We start from the raw sequence: 18,513 nt of genomic DNA on the forward strand, positions 1-18,513 counted from the left end.
ATACGGTGTATATGGTGTGTTTCTCTTCTTTTTGCGGACAAGGCCCGCGAATTCCTAGTGGATTATAGCCGCACCGTGCGGCCTTGTCACCGTGTATTCTGCTAAGGTAGTGTGCTGGTCCCGTGGCTCAGTTGGTTAGAGCGCCACCTTTACACGGTGGATGTCCCCGGTTCGAGTCCGGGCGGGACCACAGGGGTTTTTGAGGGGGCGTGCCCGAAGTCGCGTCTTAGCGCTCACGTAGAATCGATGCACGACGATCGTTGGCAAGAAAGGTCAGGAGGTCGATGCCTGATGTCAGCTAAGCCTGATGCCCGTGGAACCGAGGCGACCATCGCGCGCTCGGGCAAGCGCAAGTGGGGGTATGACACCAAGCAGGTGGACGCCTTCCTGGAGCGGGCGCATTCGCTCTATGAGAGCCAGGATCCTGATCTGACCCAGGAGGAGATAGCCAACGCCTCCTTTGACCTGTGCAAGAACGGCTACATCATCACCCAGGTGGATGCAGCCCTCTCCCGACTGGAGAGGGTGATTTCCGACAGGCAGACCAGCTTGGAGATAGCCCGGGTGGGCGTGGATGGTTGGACGACCAGAATGGTCAGTCTGCAATCGGAGCTGACCACTCATGCCGGCAGGCCCTCAGGCAGCGTCTTCAAGCGCGGGGATCCCGGCATGCCCTCATACGACTGCAAGCAGGTGGAGCGGCTGATCGAGCAGGTCCTCAACAAGACTTCTGACCAGCTCAACCTGCAGGAGGGGCGGAAGACGGACTCGGGCAAGTCGAAGAACACCGACATCACGGCTGACCGCGTCTCCAACGTCATCTTCACCCAGCGGCGGGGGCCCAAGGGTTATGACGAGCGCCAGGTGGACTTCTTCCTGGCCAAGGCCGTCGAGCTTCTGGAGCAGCTGGAGTCCTTCGCCAGGGTCAGCGAGAGGGCCAAGAGAGCAAGCGCGAGTTCAACGGCGCCTGCCGCTGTTCCTGCGCAATCGCAGCTTCCTGTGCAGGACTCTTCAGCCTCGGGCGTTCAGCCGCTGATCGGACAGAGTCAGGAACCCGCTTGGAGCATCCCCAATGCTTCCCCTGTTGCGGAGGACCAAAGCAGTCAGGACGATTTCGCTCAACTGCATCAGGCGGAACGGGCCATCTTCGATGCTCCCGCTGCCAGCACGCAGACGGTGCCGACGGCCCAGCCCAACAGCTCCCTGAGTGCCCTGGCTTCAGCGGTCAACCAGCGACTGGCTCAGGACGGCGCTGGAGCGGCTGTGGATACCGGTGTTGATACACCTTCAACAGCTTCAGCCCGGTCTGCATCCTCAGTCGATGTCGGCGGCGGAGCGGCCGTTGCTCCTGCAAGTCCGGCTGTCTCCGGTCGGCCTGAATCGGTTATGCCCACCTCTGCGCCAACCAGCTATACTCCTGCAGTCTCCGCTGCAGGCTCGGCTGCACCCGCGCCGGCTGTACAATCCGTGCCTTTGAACCCGACGGCCTCTCCTTCGCCTTCCCCCGCACCGCAGGCTCCTGAGCCGACGGTATTCCAGCCGATCCCCTCGACACCTGCCGCATCCGCCCCCGCCACAAGACCGGAATCACCGGTGTCCCCCTCGAACGAGGCTGATGCCGAAGACTCTTCTGTGCCAGGATCCACCTCAGTTATCTCTTCGCCTTTTGTCGACGGACCTCTGGGCGCAGGCGGGCCCTTGGGCAGCTACGAGGAGCCGGCACCAGCAGCACCTGAGACCCAGGAGCGTCCTTGGGCCGAAACAGCCGAAAGCAGCACGGATACGCCCGACTGGGCCAAGCCTCGGTACTCACAAAACACGCAGGGGAACAAGCAGGACCAGGATCCGGATTCCTACCTGAACTCCCTGCTCAACCAGGATCTGCCCAAGATGGATCTGGACATCCCTGATATTTCATTCCCGGCCTTCGGCGACGAGGGGGAGCAGGATAAAGGCGGTCGATGAGTCAGTTGGCAGTGATGAGTGAAGGCGTGCAGGCCGGTTTGCCGGTCGAGCGTGAACGTACCCTGGCGGATTGGTCGCCCAGGGACGATGCCGACCAGTCTCGCAGTCTGGTTATCCTGGGATCCACAGGATCCATCGGTACCCAGGCCTTGGATCTGATCAGTCGTCATAGGGATCGGTTCCAGGTGACTGGATTGGCCGCTGGTGGTGCGCATGTTGAGCTCCTAGCCCGTCAAGCCCGTGATTTTGGCGTGACCCGTCTGGCTCTGGCCGACAGGGCCCAGGTTCCGGCCCTGCAGCAGGCGCTCAAGGCTCTGGGATTGACTGGTATCCAAGTAGAAGCAGGCATGGAGGCGGTCCAGGCTCTGGCCGGCTCCGGAAGTGATATGGTCCTCAACGGCATCACCGGATCAGTCGGTCTGCGCCCGTCCATTGCGGCCCTGCAGGCCGGATCCCAGCTGGCTCTGGCCAACAAGGAGTCCGTGGTGGCCGGCGGCCATCTGCTCTTTGATGCCGAGATACGGCCGGGTCAGATCAACCCGGTCGACTCCGAGCATTCAGCCATCTGGCAGTCTCTGCGTTCGGGGCAGCATGGAGAGGTGGCCCGTCTGGTGGTCACCGCATCGGGAGGTCCTTTCCGGGGCTGGAGCCGCCAAGCCATGCGCGAGGTCACCCCTGAGCAGGCCCTGAATCATCCGACCTGGTCCATGGGTCCGGTGGTCACCATCAACTCATCCACTATGGTCAACAAGGGGCTGGAGGTCATCGAGGCCAGCCGGCTCTTCCGGATCGAGCCCGAGCGGATCACCGTGGTGGTCCACCCCCAGTCCGTGGTCCACTCCATGGTCCAGTTCCAGGACGGGGCCACCATAAGCCAGGCTTCCCCTCCGGATATGCGTCTGCCCATCGCCCTGGGCCTGTCGGCGCCCGTCCGTCTCGGCCATGTGGCTGCGGCCTGCGACTGGTCCAAGCCCAATACCTGGACTTTCGAGCCCCTGGATGATGAGGCCTTCCCGGCGGTCAACCTGGCCAGGCGGGCCCTGGGAAGCTGCGAGCCCATGACCGCGGTCTTCAATGCCGCCAACGAGCAGGCGGTCAGGGCCTTCCTGGATCACCGGCTGCCCTACCTGGGCATCGTCGAAACCATCCGTTCGGTCATGGATGCCATGGAAACGCATCTTCCGGGAACATTCACATCCGTGGAGGTAATGGAGCAAGTCGAGCATGAGGCACGCCAAAGGGCTGATGCTTTGATAGACATGACAGCGTGAGTAGCATTCCCAAGACCGAACAGTCAACATCCTCTCAGGGGTTCCGCAAGACAGGCGAGCAGGCCATCAGCCAGACTCCGCTGCATCCTCGTCGCCGCTCCCGTCGGATCATGGTGGGGCCTGTGCCGGTCGGCGGGGGAGCCCCCATATCGGTGCAGTCCATGACCAACACGGTCACCGCTGACATCAATGCCACCCTGCAGCAGATCGCCGAGCTGGCTGCCGCCGGCTGCGACATCGTACGGGTGGCTGTGCCCAGCCAGGACGATGCCGACGCGCTTCCCATCATTGCCAAGAAGTCGCCCATCCCGGTCATCGCCGACATTCACTTCCAGAGCAAGTACGTCTTCCAGGCCATCGATGCGGGCTGCGCAGCCGTCAGGGTCAACCCGGGCAACATCCGCAAGTTTGACCAGGTCGGCCCCGAGATCTGCAAGGCCGCCACCGATGCAGGCATCTCCCTGCGCATCGGGGTCAATGCCGGCAGCCTTGACAAGGACATCTACGCCCGCTACGGCGGACCCACCCCTGAGGCCCTGGTCGCCTCGGCTTTGAAAGAGGCCCACATGTTCGAGGACGTGGGCTTCCATGACTTCAAGATCTCCGTCAAGCACCACGATCCCGTCACCACGGTCCAGACCTACAGGCTTCTGGCCTCCAAGGGCGACTGGCCCCTGCACCTGGGCGTGACCGAGGCCGGGCCCTCCTGGCAGGGGACCATCAAGTCCTGTCTGGCCTTCGGCGCGCTTCTGGCCGAGGGCATCGGCGACACCATTCGTGTTTCCCTGTCCGCACCGCCTGTGGAAGAGGTCAAGGTGGGCTGCAAGATCCTGGAGTACCTGGGGCTGCGCCAGCGCCACTTCGACATCATCTCCTGCCCCTCCTGCGGCAGGGCCCAGGTGGACGTGATCGAGCTGGCCAAGGAGGTCACCGAGGGGCTCAAGGACATCACCGCCCCCATCCGGGTGGCCGTCATGGGCTGCATCGTCAATGGACCTGGCGAGGCCAGGGAGGCCGATCTGGGGGTGGCTTCGGGCAACGGCAAGGGCCAGATCATCATCAAGGGCAAGGTGGTGCAGACCGTGCCCGAGGATCAGATTGTCCCCACGCTGCTGGAACGGGCCAAGGAAATCGCCGCCCAGATGGATGCCAAGGCGGCGGCCCAGGGTGAAACCCTGCCGGAGGCAGGGCCCATGGTAGTCCCGGTCACCGGCCGTGCCAGCTGAGGGCGTAAGCGCCATCCCCGCCAACGGCTACAATGGCCGACGTGTCCCAAGAGGTTGAGCGTTCCCTCCCTGCAAGCGGGTGGAGCAGGGTCAGGCGGCTCATGACCAGCCTGCCCGTCTTCATCATCCTCATGGGTCTGCTGGCCTCCGTCTCCCACCTGACCGCCGTCCCCTGGAAATACGAACCAGTGGATCAAAATTTTCCTACCCTGACTTCGGACACCGCGGTCACCTTCGACTGGCCTGCCGGGGTTGACAGGGATACCGTGGGGCAGTACCAGGTCGAATCCCGTCACCAGGAACTGAACGTGGAGCGGCCCTCCACCGGCGAGCACCAACGCATCCGGATACTGATCCGCGCCCCCAAGGAGGCCTCAGGGCATCGGCCAGCCGTAGTCTTCATGCACGGCGCCGGTTACGGCACCTGCGACAACTCCTTCGGGGATGTGGCCCGAACCCTGGCCTCTGCCGGCTTCGTCACCGCCGTGCTGGACAAGCCGGTCTGGTCCACCACGGATGCCGACCGGGACTATCCCGCCTCGGCCAAGGCCTACGAGCGGGTTGCCAATCTGCTGCGCGACCGGGCTGATGTGGATGCATCCAAGGTAGGCATCTATGCCACCAGCGAGAGCACTTGGATCGCCGCCATGCTGCTGACCATGGACCACCGGATCGCCTTCCAGATCCTGTTGAGCCCCATGGTCTATTCGCCGCGGCACGCGATGGGCTTCTTCGTAGCCCAGGATTTCGCCATTGCCGGAGCCAACCAGGGCTACCAGTCGGTGGTCCGTCGGCTCTTCAGCACCGATGCCTCCCTCTTGGGCCTGAATAATCTGGACATCGACCCCACCGACCGCAGCACCTATGCCATTCCCACCCTACTGGCCTACGGGGCCAAGGATGTCATGACCGCCCAGGTGGAGGGGGTGCAACGCGTGCTCGCCCAGGCCCACGCCTCGGGCAACGAGAACGTCACTGTGCGTTCCTACCCGGTCTCCAACCATGTGCTGCGTTTGGGAGATGAGGCCCGGACCGGCACGCCCCTGGCCGACCACTACCAGCAGGACATGGTCGACTGGGCGGTGGGTCAGGTCCATGGCCTGCATCAGACCAGCCCCAGCGTGGGTGGGGCCACCATCCACCAGTCCATCGCCGTGCCTACTGACCTGCGGGGGCGACGCTCGCTGACCATCTATATGCTGGTCCTGCACCTGCTGACCCTGGTGCTTTTGCTGGCGGCCTTGATTATGGCTTTGGCGGCCGGTCTGATGAAATTATTCCGTCTGCGCCGGCGCAAGGATCCGGTCCTGGGCTTCAGCCATGGCTTCGGCGGCACCTTGGTCACCATTACCGGCACCACCCTGGCTACCCTGGTCCTTTTCGGAGCTGGTCTGGGCCAGGTCATCATGGCCGTGGTACGCCTGGGCTGGGGCGGCGTGCCCGACCAGGCTGGGGTCAGCTACTGGAGCTGGCCGGTCATCCAGGTGGTCTGTGCCCTGGTCATCTGGGCCTGGTCGCGCACCTTCGCCCGTATGGTCGAGGTAGCCTCACTCAGGGGATTGGACCGGCTGCCCGACCAGGTCCGCACAAGCAAGGCCGGCGGCCCCAGTCTGCGTCAGCAGATGCGCAACTTGGATCCCAGGCCGGTTCTGGCCTCCACCCGCTTTGGCGTCGCGCTCTTCACCGTCACCACCCTGGCCATGTTCGGAGTCCTGCTGATCTTCGCTTTCTGGGGCCTGTTCATCTACCAATGAAAGGACGGGGCCGTCGTGGCTATCTATCGTGACGAGGGCCTGGTCCTCAGAACGGTCAAACTGGGTGAGGCAGACCGGATCGTCACCATTCTGACCAGGGGACACGGCAAGGTCAGGGCCGTGGCCAAGGGGGTGCGACGGACCAAGTCCCGCTTCGGCGCGCGGCTGGAGCCATTCATGCGTGACGACCTGCTCATTTCCCGTGGCCGCAACCTGGACATCGTCTCCCAGGCCGTCTGCATAGCCGCCTATGCGGATGCCATATGCGCCGACTATGATCTCTATGCCAACGGGGGCGTCATGCTTGAGACCGCCGACAAGCTGGTGGTGGGCGAGCACGAGCCGGCCCCTGAGCAATACCGTCTGCTGGCCTCCGCCCTGGCCAGTCTGGCTGGTCACCGGCATGGACCCCGTGACATCGGCGCCTCCTACCTGCTGCGGTCCCTGGCGCTGGCTGGCTGGAGGCCCCGGCTGGATTCCTGCATCGTCTGCGGACGGACCGACCAGCTGACCCACTTTTCGGTGCCTGGCGGCGGGGTGGTCTGCAGCCGGGACAGGCCTACCGACGCCGTGGCAGTGGATTCCGCCACCCTGGCCCGCTTCCGGGCGCTGAGCAGCGGGGACTGGTCCAAACTGGACGGCAAGGACTCCACCCCCCTCTGCGACGGTCTTGTTGAGAAATGGGGCGAATATTACCTGGAGCGGCCCATCAGGTCTCTGCGGCTATTAGATTCTTGAAGCATGAGCTTTGACCCCGTCGACTACACTTCTCTGGATGTGCCTGCAGCCCCCTTCTCCGACCCCGCGCGTATCCCGCAGTTCCCCAAGGGCTCAGTCCCGCGGCACCTGGGTGTGATCATGGATGGGAATGGCCGCTGGGCCAAGCAGAGGGGCATGGAGCGCACCCAGGGTCACCGGGCTGCCGAGCCGGTGGTCTTCGACACCATAGCCGGGGCCATTGAGGCCGGGGTCCGCTACCTGAGCCTGTACACCTTTTCCACGGAGAACTGGAAACGCTCGCCGGCTGAGGTCCGCTTTCTGATGGGCTTCTCCCGGGACATCATCCACCGCCGGGTGGCCCAGATGGACGACTGGGGAGTGCGCGTGCGCTGGGCGGGTCGTCGGCCACGGCTCTGGAAGTCGGTCATGGACGAGCTGGAGGCGGCCATGGAGCGCACCCGCCACAACACCAGGATCGATGTGATCTTCTGCATCAACTACGGGGGCAGGGCTGAGCTGGCCGATGCAGCCACAGACATCGCCCGAGAAGTCGCGGCTGGGCGAATCAAGGGCTCCAAGGTGACTGAAAAGATGATCGCCCAGCACCTCTACAACCCCGACATTCCGGATTGCGACCTGGTCATGCGCACCTCTGGGGAGCAGCGAACCTCCAATTTTCTGCCCTGGCAGGCGGCCTATGCGGAGCTGGATTTCGTCCCTGAGCTCTTCCCGGACTGCGGGCGTGAGGTGCTCTGGCGGGCCATCGACGATTACATCCACCGGGACAGGCGCTTTGGCGGCGTGGAGAATGCCTGAGAAGACAGAACCTCCAATTTTGTGAGGTTACCCATAGTCGTCCAAATTTACACGTCTGAACACCCTCGTAACGCCCATGAAAGGTAGTCTGTGACTTATCACAGCGGAGCAGGCCATGTGTCCGCCGTGGAAATCAGCGCAGCAAACGAAACGAAGGAGTCGACAGGCGTGGACGACAAGCAACGCATCATGCAGATCATCGAGGACAAGTCACAGGAGTTCATCGAGGCAGCCGATCATATTTGGGGCACCCCCGAGACCAGGTTTGCCGTCAAGGAGTCGGTCCAGCAGCATTATAAGGTGCTGGAGCAGGAGGGCTTCGAGATCGAGAAGGGCGTGGGCCATATGGACTACGCCTACGTGGCGACCTGGGGTTCGGGCCGTCCGGTGATCGGCATCACCGGCGAATATGATGCCCTGGGAGGGCTCAGCCAGGTGGCCGACCTGGGCGAGCACAAGCCCTTGGTCGAAGGCGGCAACGGGCAAGGCTGCGGCCACAACATCCTGGGCATGGCCGCCGTCGCGGCAGGCGTGGGCATCAAGACCTTCATGCAGGAGAAGGGCCTCAAGGGGACCATCAAGGTCTTCGGCTGCCCGGCTGAGGAGTCGGGTTACGGCAAGGCCTTCATGGCCAGGGACGGGGTCTTCGACGGGCTGGATCTGGCTCTGTCCTGGCATCCCTCGGATGTGACCCAGGCCTGGGGCTCCTCCAGCCTGGCGGTCCTGCAGGCCTACTTCGACTTCACCGGCGTGCCGGCGCACGCGGCTGCGGCTCCCGAGCTGGGCCGGAGCGCCCTGGATGCCGCTGAGCTGATGAACGTGGGCGTGCAGTTCCTGCGCGAGCACATGATCGATGCGGCCCGCGTGCACTACGCCTTCATCGACGCAGGCGGCGAGTCGGCCAACGTGGTGCAGTCCCATGCCCGGCTCTACTACTTCGTGCGCGCCCCCAGGATGGACCAGGCTCAGGATCTGTTCAAGCGTGTGGAGAAGATCGCCCAGGGTGCGGCCCTGATGACCGAGACCCAGGTCAAGGAGGAGTTCGACGCGGCCTGCTACAACTTCATTCCCAACCATCCGCTGACCGAGGCCATAGACAGGAACCTGGACCTCGTCGGCCCGCTGCCCCTGGACCAGCAGGAGCTGGACTACGAGCGCCGCTACACGGACACGGTCCCCGAGGCGGGCAAGCAGCGGGTGCTCAGCCGCACCAAGGAGGCCTTCCCTGATCTGACGGATGAGGAAGTCAGGAAGATGGCCGAGTCAACCATGGCCCTGAAGAAGTACCCGCTGGTCTTCACCGATACGGCATCGGGATCCACCGATGTCGGCGATGTCAGCTGGCAGACGCCCACCGCCCAGTTCAGCGGCGGCTTCGAGCCCCAGGGCACCTCGGCCCACTCCTGGCAGTGGGCGGCCAACGGCAAGTCCTCGGTGGCCCACAAGGGTCTGCTCGCCGCGGGCAAGACCCTGGCCCTGACCGCCTATGATGCGTTTACCGACCCGGATCTGGTCAAGGCCGCCAAGGAGGACTTTGACAAGACCTTCGCCGGCCAGGAGTACAAGGTCGTCATCCCTGACGATGTGATGCCCCACTGACCTCTACTGTTCGGCTGCCGCCAGGCCCTGTGATCTTTGCGGGATCACCTTGCCCGGCGGCGGCCGGTTTCTACTGAAGGATGACAGACCAATGGCAATCAAGCAATCCTCAAAAACGGCGAGCGGAACGCTGATCTTTTCCCTGATGGCCGGTTACTCGATCGTGTACATGGACAAGAACATGATCTCGACCGCCATCATCCCCATATCCGAGCAGTTCCACCTTGACTCGGGGCAGACAGGCATCATCATGTCGGCCTTCTTCCTGGGATACTCGCTCATGCAGATACCCAGCGGCTGGCTGGCCGACCGGCTTGGGGCCAAGCGTGTGCTGATGGCCTCCATGATCATCATCGGTCTGTTCAGCTACCTGTTCGGCCTGGCCAATGGTCTGGCCTTCTTCATCATCGTCCGGTTCTTCGCTGGCATGGGCCACGGCGGCTACCCGCCCTCCTGCTCCAAGTCGATCGCGGAGAACTTCCCCCAGGAGCGGCGTACCTTCGTCCAGTCGCTGATCCTGTCGACCTCGGGCATAGGCGGCATTCTGGCCTTCGTCCTGGGCGCCAACCTGGTCGCCATCAACTGGCATCTGGCCTACGCTGTGCTGGGCACCCTCTACCTGCTGGCCTTTGTCTGCATCCTGATCTTCGTGCCCTCCAAGCCCCGCCAGCCCGAGGCTGACCAGAAGCCCGGAGCCAAGGGGGCAGGGTTCCTCGAGGTTCTGAAGAATCGGAACGTGCTGGTCCTCTTCGTGGCCATGCTGCTGCTGAACATCCTCCTGTACGGCAATATCTCCTGGATGCCCACCTTCATCAAAAACACCTTCGGTCTTACGATTGGCCAGGCCGGCATCCTGCTGGCGGTCAACGCGGTCTTCACGACCGTCGCCACCATCTACGCCGGTCAGTTGCTCTCGAAGCTTTTCCTAGGCAGGGAGAAGTTGGCCATTCTGGGCGCCGGGGTGATCAGCGCCGTCCTGGTCGTATGCTTTGTCTTCTCGCGCAACATCTGGCTCTCCCTCCTGCTGCTGATCCTGGTATCCTGCGTCTCCGTGGTGGCCTTCACCGGCATCTTCACCTGGCCACACAAGATCATGGACCCGCACATCATCGGCTCCGCCATCGGCATCATCAATACCGGCGGCACCCTGGGCGGATTCCTGGCCCCCATGATCATCGGCTACCTGGTCAAGGCGGCCGGCGGTTCCTTCGTCGGAGCCTTCCTCTTCATGGGCGCGGCGGCCATCGCCTCCGGGCTGATGGCTCTGCTGGTCAAGGTCGGCAAGTAAAGCCGAAGTCGGATCGGCTACATCAATGGCTTCTGGTCTCGAAGATTAGGCGGCTGTGACGCAGTCATGGCCGCCGGTCCATGACAGGGAATCAGTGCCGAAGGATCGGTACCTCTTCTGGGATCTTCGATTCTTTGATGCTTACCACGGATGCTTGAAGGCGATGCTTACCAAGCAAAAGGCCCGCCCCCTGAGTAATTCAGGGGGCGGGCCTTTCCTGTGCCGACTCGGACAGTCGGATCAGCGATCCGGCTCTTCCCAGATGGTGCCCAGTCTGGCGATCGAGAGGGAGTCGATCAGGGCCTTGCCCTCGCCGGACTCGGCGATCAGACGGATGCCGCGCGGTCCTTCAGCGGGGAAGGAGTAGGAGGACATGATCTCCAGCCCGTCGTTGACGACGACCTCGATCGAGCCCCGGTCCACGATGATGCGCAGTTTGAGTTTTCCCGAGGACTTGTCGACGGGTGCTGTGCGGTAACCCCGATCCCCGTAGGTGTTGCAGTGGCGGTCCAGCACCACGCGGCCCAGCTGGTCGTCATAGCAGACCAGCGTATGATCGCCTGACTGGGTCCGGTGAATCTCCAAACCGATGCGCTCGGCCTGGGACTTGGCCAGGTCGATTTCCATAGTGATGTCGGCGGTCTGCGCGTCGTCCACCAGATCCTGGCTGCCGTTGACCTCCAGTTCGATGGGACCGAAATCCTTCTGGTCCTGGTCCAGGTTGGAGAACTCGCGTATGGGCAGGCAGCGCAGATGATCACCGGCCAGGGTGACTTCGCGGGGCACGGTGAACTGGCCACACCAGCCATCCTCCTGCATGGGGATGGGTTCGGTGAAGGGGCTCATCCATCCGAAGACCAGTCGGCGGCCGTCAGGGGCCTGGAAGGTCTGCGGGGCATAGAAGTTGTGGCCGTCATCCCAGAGGTGGAATTCGGTCTCCTGATGGAAGTCGCCGCCGGGCTGCCAGCTGCCGATTACATAGCCGGCGTTGTTGTGGTTGCGGGCTTCGAATCCATGGGGTTTCAAGCCCATGGCCGAGTAGCAGATCACCCACTTGTCCTCTAGGGGGAACATATCGGGGCATTCCAGCATGAAGACCTCGGGGTCGGGGTGCCGATAGATCACCCGGTCGAAGGTCCAGTGCTCCATGTCATTGGAGGTGTACATCCAGATCTCGCCGCGTTGTGCGGGGGTGCTGACTCCGAAGACCATGTACCAGAGCCCGCCCATCTTCCACACCTTGGGATCGCGGAAGTGCAGGATCTTGTCGTCCGGGCAGGGGACCACAACACCTTTCTTTTCAAAGTGGATGCCGTCGGAGGAGACAGCCATGCACTGCTCCTGGAGGTTGCCGTCGTCATCGTTGACCCCGTTGCGCCAGCGGTGACCTGTGTAGTAGATGGTCAGACGGCCGTCGTCGCCCACCACGGCCGATCCGGAGAAGACTCCGTCCTTCTCGACCTCCAGGGTGGGTGCCATGGCCAGGGGCTCGCGCCGCCAGGTGACCAGATCGGCGCTGGACACATGCCCCCAGTGCATGTTTCCCCACTCGCTCCCGTAGGGATTGAGCTGGAAGTAGGCATGATAGCGCCCCTTGTAGTAGCTCAGGCCGTTGGGGTCGTTGATCCATCCGGCCTTGGAGGCGATGTGGCACTGGGGATACCAGCGGTCATTGCGGGTGGCGAAGAGCCTATCGATGCTCTTCTGGGCCTTGTCCAGTTGAGCGCTCATGTCGGCGTTTTCCTTGGTTGTTGGCTGGTTCATCCTTGAATCCTCTCGGGTTGGATGGGTGCTGATTACGGTTGACGTTGGGATCAGCCCCGGGTTACGGCGGACTTCTGCGAATCCCTGATGAAGGGATCGCCGTCAACCTGCTGGTCGTCGCGCTTGAGCACGAAGATGCCGTAGATCAGGGCCGCGAGCACCACCAGGGAGATGGTGTAGAAGGTGACCCGGTCGCCGGCCCGGTCGTGGAGCATGCCCAGCGGGGTGGACAGGACCACCTGGCCGACCTGGGAGGCGATCTGGAAGCCCACCATGTAGAGGGTGGCGGACAGCTTGGGGTTGAAGTGCAGGGTGAAGTAGCGGAAGGCCGGCAGGCTGAAGAGCGGAACCTCGATGGAGTGGAAGAGCTTGACGATGGAGACCATGACCGGATCGTGGAAGAAGCCGCACAGGCCGATCCTGGCAAACATGACCGTAGCGCCCAGCAGGAGGGAGTTGCGGACACCTATCTTGCGCATGATGACAGGTACGACGCCCATCATGGCCGACTCCAGGAAGACCTGGAAGGAGTTGAGGATGCCGTAGACCTGGTTGCCCAGCTGCGGGGTGGCAAAGAGGTTGGCGTAGTAAGTAGGGAACATCTGCTGGTCGAAGACCGTGTAGAAGGTGTTGGTGAAGATCATGAAGACGATCAGCAGCCAGAGGGCCGGCATACCCAGTACGTGTAGCATATCCCTCAGTGAAGGCTGGGACTTCTCGCCCTCGGGGGTCGATTCGCGGCGGATCTCGTCACGCTGCTCGTCCGGGATCCAGAAGGCGTAGACCAGCAGCATGCACAGGCCGAAGGCTGAGCCCAGCCAGAAGTTGATCATGGGGTTGATGTTGAAGACGAAGCCGGCGATCAGGGCCACAATGGCGTAGCCGAAGGAGCCCCAGGCCCGGGACTGTCCATACTCGAAGCCGAACTTGCGCGAGTAACGCTCGGTGATGGCCTCGATCAGGGAGCAGCCGGACATGAAGCCGGCAGAGAGGACCACTGCGCCAAGCATGGCGCCCAGCATGATGTTGGAGCGCATGAGCGGCGCATAGATGAATTGGACGAAGGGCCCCACCAGTGCGGCGATGGCCGCGATGAAGACGGCCAGACGGCGCTTGACGCCCAGTTCGTCCTGGATCACCCCGTAGACAAACATGATGATCAGGGTGGCCACGGAATTGATGGAGTAGATGTTGCCCACTTGGGTGTTGGTCATGCCAAGCCCCGTTACCAGCCATCGCTGGTAGAAGGACCACCAGATGCCCCAGGCGCAGAAGAAGAAGAATATTCCGGTGGAGGATTCCAAATATGATGGATTCCTCCATGCTGATGATTTGGCGGCCATGCTGCCCCTCTCTCCCTATTGTGCACTGCTTCCCCGCAGTGCTTCCAGGTCCGATGCGCGGTCTGTGTGCAGAGCGGATCCTGGTAGGTATAGTAGGTCGTCAATCGATTTACGTCAAACGATTGACGATTGCTGTGCGTACCTGGTAGCCAATAAGGGATCCTGACCGATCGGCGATTGGTTTGAACTTCGTCAGCCTTCGATCATGGTCCACCATTTTGCAATCGGGAACAGGCAGATGCGTTCCTGGCTTTAGCGGTTGGCTGGCACTGCGGCCGAGGCGGCATCGAGGCGGGTGGAGCCCTTGCGGATCAGGGCGCAATGGATGCGCACTCCCTCGTCGTGATCAAGCGGCGGCAGGGCGGCACGGGTTTTGGGCAGGGGCAGAGCGAGGCGACGTGGATTGATTTGCGCAAGCAGCCGCCGCACCGCCCAGAAGCCCATCTCGTAGTGGGGCAGTTCAACCGTGGTCAGGGGAGGCGCTGTGGTCTCGGCTACGACCTGATGGTTGTCCACACCTACCAGATTGAGATCCTTGCCGATGATCAGATGGCGGGCCGCAGCGGCCTGGTAGAGGTAAAAGGAACGCGAGTCATTGAAGCAAAAGACCCCGTCGGGGTGCTGGTCGTCCATTAGGTCGTTTGTCTGATTCATGGCATCCTGGTTGAATCCCACCAGTCGGATCAAGGCCTGACTTGTGGGCAAGCCGGCTTCCTTGAGAGCTGTGTGATATCCGCGCATTCTGTCTTCTTGCGCCGGCAGATCCTGTGTGGTGCCCAGGTAGGCTACCCGATGGCAGCCTGATTCGATCAGGTGGCGGGTGGCATCGTAGCCGATCAGGAACTCGTCAGGGGCGATGCTGGGACAGCGGTTGGCCCGCTCCGCCGCGTTGACCACCACGGCAGGGCAGGAGCGCAGAGCCTGGGGCAGGTCAACATCCTGGTCGTACATCTTGGCGAAGAGGAATCCGTCCACCCCATAGCGTTTCAAAGCCCGGATCTGCTCGGATTCCCGGATGCCTCCATCGGTGGAGACGGTGAGAAGCACATAGCCGCGCTCGGCTGCCGCATCCTGCGCGCCCCGAATAATGGCGCCAGCGTAGGGCGTAGTGGCCACTTCTTCGCTGATGAAGCCCAGCATGCCGGTCTTGCTGGTGCGCAGCGACCGAGCCATAGGATTGGGCCGATAGCCCAGGGTCTTGGCTGTGCTGCGGACCTTTTGGGCGGTCCCCTCCTTGACTCTGCCCTTGTCATGGCCGTTGAGCACTAGGGAAACCGTGGAGACGGATACGCCTGTGCGTTCGGCGATCTGCTTCATCGTGATCATGGGCATACCTTAACTTGCTCAGGCGATTTCAGCCCGGCTGATCTTGAGCGGCAGGGTGCTTTCAGCGGTTTTCCCCGCCTAGGATTTGGTTGACCCGCTCCACCTTCTCGTGGATCTGGTCCCGCTTGCCGGGACGGATGTCCAGCCTGAGGCTGACGCCGGTCCTGTATCCCTGCTCGGCCAGGACCCGTGTGGCCTCTTCCACGACCTCCATGACCCGGTGCAGATCCCCTTCGACGACGGTGCTCATGGCATTGGTCTGGTTGGGTAGCCCCGAATCCCTGATGACCTTGATGACCTGGGCCACATAGGTGGACAGCTCCTCACCCTGACCAGAGGGCGCAATGGTGACCTCGGCTACGGTGTTCAGATAGGATGGATCGTTCACATTAGGCATATCGGGAACCTTTCCTCGTCGACTGGGGTTGGCAGGCAGGATGCCCGGTGTCCCCCTGCGGTCACCTGTGCGGCCTCCCGCACCTTCCTCAAGGGTAGGCCTCTGCGCTGACAGCAGGTCACCCGCCGAAGGTATGCTGGAGGCCGGTCATCAGGTCGTATGTCCCCAGGAGGGGCTCCCGAGCAGAAGGTGTGATCAGTGGCAGTATCGAAACTGGATGAGGTCATCTCCCTGGCCAAGCGCCGAGGATTCGTCTTTCCCGCAGGGGAGATCTACGGCGGGACGCGCTCGGCCTGGGACTATGGCCCCTTGGGCGTGGCCCTCAAGGACAACATCAAGCGTGAGTGGTGGCGGACCATGGTGGTCACCCGCGACGACGTGGTCGGCGTGGATACCTCGGTCATCCTGCCCACGGCGGTCTGGGAGGCCTCGGGCCACGTGTCCGTCTTCAACGACCCCCTGATCGAGTGCCTGAACTGCCACAAGCGGCATCGGGCCGACACTCTGGAGGAGGCCTACGTCGAGAAGCACGGCCATGATCCGGAAAACGGCCTCAAGGACATCCCCTGCCCGGACTGCGGCACCAAGGGCCAGTGGACCGAGCCGCGCGACTTCAACATGATGCTGCAGACCCACCTGGGACCTGTCCAGGACGAGAAGAGCCTGCACTACCTGCGTCCCGAGACCGCCCAGGGCATCTTCGTGGACTTCAAGTCCGTCATGGCCTCCTCCCGCTCCAAGCCTCCCTTCGGCATCGCCAACATGGGCAAGAGCTTCCGCAACGAGATCACACCCGGCAATTTCATCTTCCGCACCCGCGAGTTCGAGCAAATGGAGATGGAGTTCTTCGTCCATCCCGGCACCGACGAGCAGTGGCATCAGTACTGGATCGATGCCAGGACCCGCTGGTACGTGGACCTGGGCGTCAAGCCCGAGAACCTGCGCCACTATGAGCACCCCAAGGAGAAGCTGGCCCACTATTCCAAGCGGACCGTGGACATCGAGTACCGGTTCGGCTTCCAGGGCTCCGAGTGGGGCGAGCTGGAGGGCGTGGCCAACCGCACCGACTACGACCTCAAGGCCCATGCCGAGCACTCGGGCGAGGATCTGAGCTACTTCGACCAGGCCAGCGGGGAACGCTACATCCCCTACGTGATCGAGCCCGCTGCCGGCCTGACGCGCTCGCTGATGGCCTTCCTGGTGGATGCCTATGACGTGGACGAGGCCCCCAACACCAAGGGTGGGGTCGACCGGCGCACCGTGCTGCGCCTGGATCCGAGGCTGGCCCCGGTCAAGGCCGCCGTCCTGCCCCTGTCCAAGAAGCCCGATCTGCAGCGGATCGCCCATGACCTGGCTGCCGACCTGCGCCAGAACGAGTGGATGGTGGACTACGACGAGTCCGGCGCCATCGGCCGCCGCTACCGTCGTCAGGACGAGATCGGTACACCCCTGTGCATCACCGTGGACTTCGGCACCTTGGACGACAAGGCGGTCACCATCCGCAACCGAGACTCCATGCAGCAGGATCGGGTGGCCCTGGACCAGGTGGAGGACTATGTGCGCCGGGTCGTCGGCGAGCGGCGGGTGCGCTACCCCATGGGGCCGTCTGACCTGACCGGAGCGTGTGCCGCTGACGGCTACACGGACCTGGCCAGCGAGCCGGGCACGGACGAGAGCGAACCCATCAAGGTGGCCGAGGCCGGTGGCCGGTACTGAGACTGATCGCCCGACCCCGAAGGTTGCCCCGGTGCAGCTGGGCCCGATAACCGTGCCTGTGCCGGTCATGCTTTCGCCTATGGCGGGCGTGACCAACTGGCCCTTCCGCCTGCTTTGCCGGCAGTACGGTCCCGACGGACTGTACGTGGGGGAGATGGTGACGGCCCGGGCCCTGGTGGCGCGCAACCCCAAGGCCTTCCGGCTCTGTCGCTTCGCCCCGCAGGAGAAGGTGCGCTCCCTGCAGCTGTACGGGGTGGATCCGCAGATCATGGAACAGGCCACCCGGATGGTGGTTGATGCGGGCTGGGCCGATCATATCGACATGAACTTCGGCTGCCCGGTTCCCAAGGTCACCAGACACGGCGGCGGGTCCGCCCTGCCATGGAAGACCGACCTCTTCGCCGAACTGGTCCATCGGGTGGTCGCCGTCTGCTCGCCTGCCGGGATCCCCGTCACCGCAAAGATCCGTGTGGGCATCGATCACCAGCACGAGACCTTCCTGGAGGCGGCGCACATCGCCCAGGAGGAGGGATGCGCCGCCGTGACCCTGCACGCCAGAACCACGGCTGAGTACTATGGCGGCCATGCTGACTGGGACCGGATCGCTCAGCTGGTCCAGGCCGTTGATATCCCCGTCTTCGGCAACGGCGACATCTGGACCGCCGAGGATGCCCTGGACATGTTCGCCCAGACCGGCTGCGCAGGCGTGGCCATCGGCCGGGGCTGCCAGGGCCGTCCCTGGCTCTTTGCAGACATAGCGGCGGCCCTGGCTGGCTCCCCGGAACGGCAGGAGCCCACCCTGGGCCAGGTGGGGGCCATCATGGCCCGCCATGCCCGGCTTCTGGCCGAGTTCTACGACGGCGACGAGCGCATGGCCGTCCACGACATGCGCAAGCACGTGGCCTGGTATTTGAAGGGTTTCGCGGTTGGAGGCCAGGTGCGCCGCGACTTCATGGCCTGCGAGAGCCTGGAGGAGCTGGACCGCTGCATCGCCGATCTGGATCAGGACATGCCCTATCCACGAGCCGTGGCCGGCAAGCCCCGTGGCCGGGTCCGCTATGCCAAGAAGGTCCGTCTTCCCTATGGCTGGCTGGATTCGCGGACCACCACCCATCAGGAGCGCGAGACGCTCTTCGGCAACGACCCCATGGATGCCTCCTACTGAAGCCGGAAATATTCCTGTCGCCAACCGTGCGCATCCGGGTCTAGAATCAGGGTTTAGAATACGGACAGAACGGCGTGGAGGTTCTCTCGGAAGGCCAGGGCGGTTGGCTCTGTCCTCCCGGACCCTAGGCCCACGGCCGTCAGGGAGGGTCGGAACGCCTGTG

The 18,513-nt window shown here is 63.1% G+C and carries 14 protein-coding genes and 1 tRNA gene; 11 read left to right on the forward strand and 4 right to left on the reverse strand.

Annotated elements, in window-relative coordinates; translation table 11 throughout:
- Positions 1-116 precede the first annotated feature (116 nt).
- From ACUIAG_RS00300 to ACUIAG_RS00340, 9 genes are all read left to right on the forward strand, one after another.
- A tRNA-Val gene (locus ACUIAG_RS00300) sits at positions 117-190 on the forward strand.
- A 101-nt stretch (positions 191-291) separates the two neighbouring features.
- A complete protein-coding gene (locus ACUIAG_RS00305) occupies positions 292-1,965 on the forward strand; it encodes a DivIVA domain-containing protein (RefSeq protein ID WP_445339793.1) in 1,674 nt (557 codons plus the stop codon).
- Entirely contained in the window at positions 1,962-3,236 is a 1,275-nt protein-coding gene (gene dxr / locus ACUIAG_RS00310) for a 1-deoxy-D-xylulose-5-phosphate reductoisomerase (protein ID WP_445339794.1), read from the forward strand. The genes ACUIAG_RS00305 and dxr overlap by 4 nt, the downstream gene beginning before the upstream one ends.
- The gene (ispG, locus tag ACUIAG_RS00315) at positions 3,233-4,462 is read left to right on the forward strand and encodes a flavodoxin-dependent (E)-4-hydroxy-3-methylbut-2-enyl-diphosphate synthase (protein ID WP_180335377.1); all 1,230 of its coding nucleotides are present in this window, start codon (positions 3,233-3,235) and stop codon (positions 4,460-4,462) included. The genes dxr and ispG overlap by 4 nt, the downstream gene beginning before the upstream one ends.
- A gap of 101 nt (positions 4,463-4,563) precedes the next feature.
- Positions 4,564-6,216, forward strand: a complete 1,653-nt coding sequence (locus tag ACUIAG_RS00320) for an alpha/beta hydrolase family protein (RefSeq protein WP_445340405.1) — start codon at positions 4,564-4,566, stop codon at positions 6,214-6,216.
- 15 nt (positions 6,217-6,231) lie between these two features.
- A complete protein-coding gene (gene recO / locus ACUIAG_RS00325) occupies positions 6,232-6,954 on the forward strand; it encodes a DNA repair protein RecO (RefSeq protein ID WP_045924065.1) in 723 nt (240 codons plus the stop codon).
- Between the two features lie 3 nt (positions 6,955-6,957).
- A complete protein-coding gene (locus ACUIAG_RS00330; protein ID WP_445339795.1) occupies positions 6,958-7,752 on the forward strand; it encodes an isoprenyl transferase in 795 nt (264 codons plus the stop codon).
- A gap of 168 nt (positions 7,753-7,920) precedes the next feature.
- Complete coding sequence (locus ACUIAG_RS00335; protein ID WP_121913994.1) at positions 7,921-9,351, forward strand: amidohydrolase; 1,431 nt, start codon at positions 7,921-7,923, stop codon at positions 9,349-9,351.
- A gap of 91 nt (positions 9,352-9,442) precedes the next feature.
- Positions 9,443-10,639, forward strand: a complete 1,197-nt coding sequence (locus ACUIAG_RS00340) for an MFS transporter (RefSeq protein WP_229133121.1) — start codon at positions 9,443-9,445, stop codon at positions 10,637-10,639.
- Between the two features lie 240 nt (positions 10,640-10,879).
- On the opposite strand, the gene ACUIAG_RS00345 is transcribed toward ACUIAG_RS00340, so the two are convergent.
- From ACUIAG_RS00345 to ACUIAG_RS00360, 4 genes are all read right to left on the reverse strand, one after another.
- Positions 10,880-12,403: a glycoside hydrolase family 32 protein gene (locus ACUIAG_RS00345; RefSeq protein WP_445339796.1), complete on the reverse strand. Its 1,524-nt coding sequence runs from the start codon at positions 12,401-12,403 to the stop codon at positions 10,880-10,882.
- 50 nt (positions 12,404-12,453) lie between these two features.
- The gene (locus ACUIAG_RS00350; protein WP_445339797.1) at positions 12,454-13,746 is read right to left on the reverse strand and encodes an MFS transporter; all 1,293 of its coding nucleotides are present in this window, start codon (positions 13,744-13,746) and stop codon (positions 12,454-12,456) included.
- Positions 13,747-13,998: 252 nt separating this feature from the next.
- Positions 13,999-15,072 carry a LacI family DNA-binding transcriptional regulator gene (locus ACUIAG_RS00355; RefSeq protein ID WP_445339798.1) on the reverse strand — a complete coding sequence of 358 codons (1,074 nt, stop codon included), beginning with the start codon at positions 15,070-15,072 and terminating at the stop codon, positions 13,999-14,001.
- Between the two features lie 61 nt (positions 15,073-15,133).
- Complete coding sequence (locus ACUIAG_RS00360; RefSeq protein WP_445339799.1) at positions 15,134-15,469, reverse strand: MTH1187 family thiamine-binding protein; 336 nt, start codon at positions 15,467-15,469, stop codon at positions 15,134-15,136.
- 198 nt (positions 15,470-15,667) lie between these two features.
- Here ACUIAG_RS00360 and ACUIAG_RS00365 point away from each other — a divergent pair, with 198 nt between their 5' ends.
- Positions 15,668-17,185 (forward strand): glycine--tRNA ligase, encoded by a 1,518-nt coding sequence (locus ACUIAG_RS00365; protein ID WP_445339800.1) that lies wholly within the window; start codon positions 15,668-15,670, stop codon positions 17,183-17,185.
- A complete protein-coding gene (gene dusB / locus ACUIAG_RS00370; protein WP_082067627.1) occupies positions 17,172-18,350 on the forward strand; it encodes a tRNA dihydrouridine synthase DusB in 1,179 nt (392 codons plus the stop codon). Before ACUIAG_RS00365 ends, dusB begins: the two co-directional genes overlap by 14 nt.
- Positions 18,351-18,513: the final 163 nt, after the last annotated feature.

Source organism: Bifidobacterium sp. ESL0825, assembly GCF_052606465.1.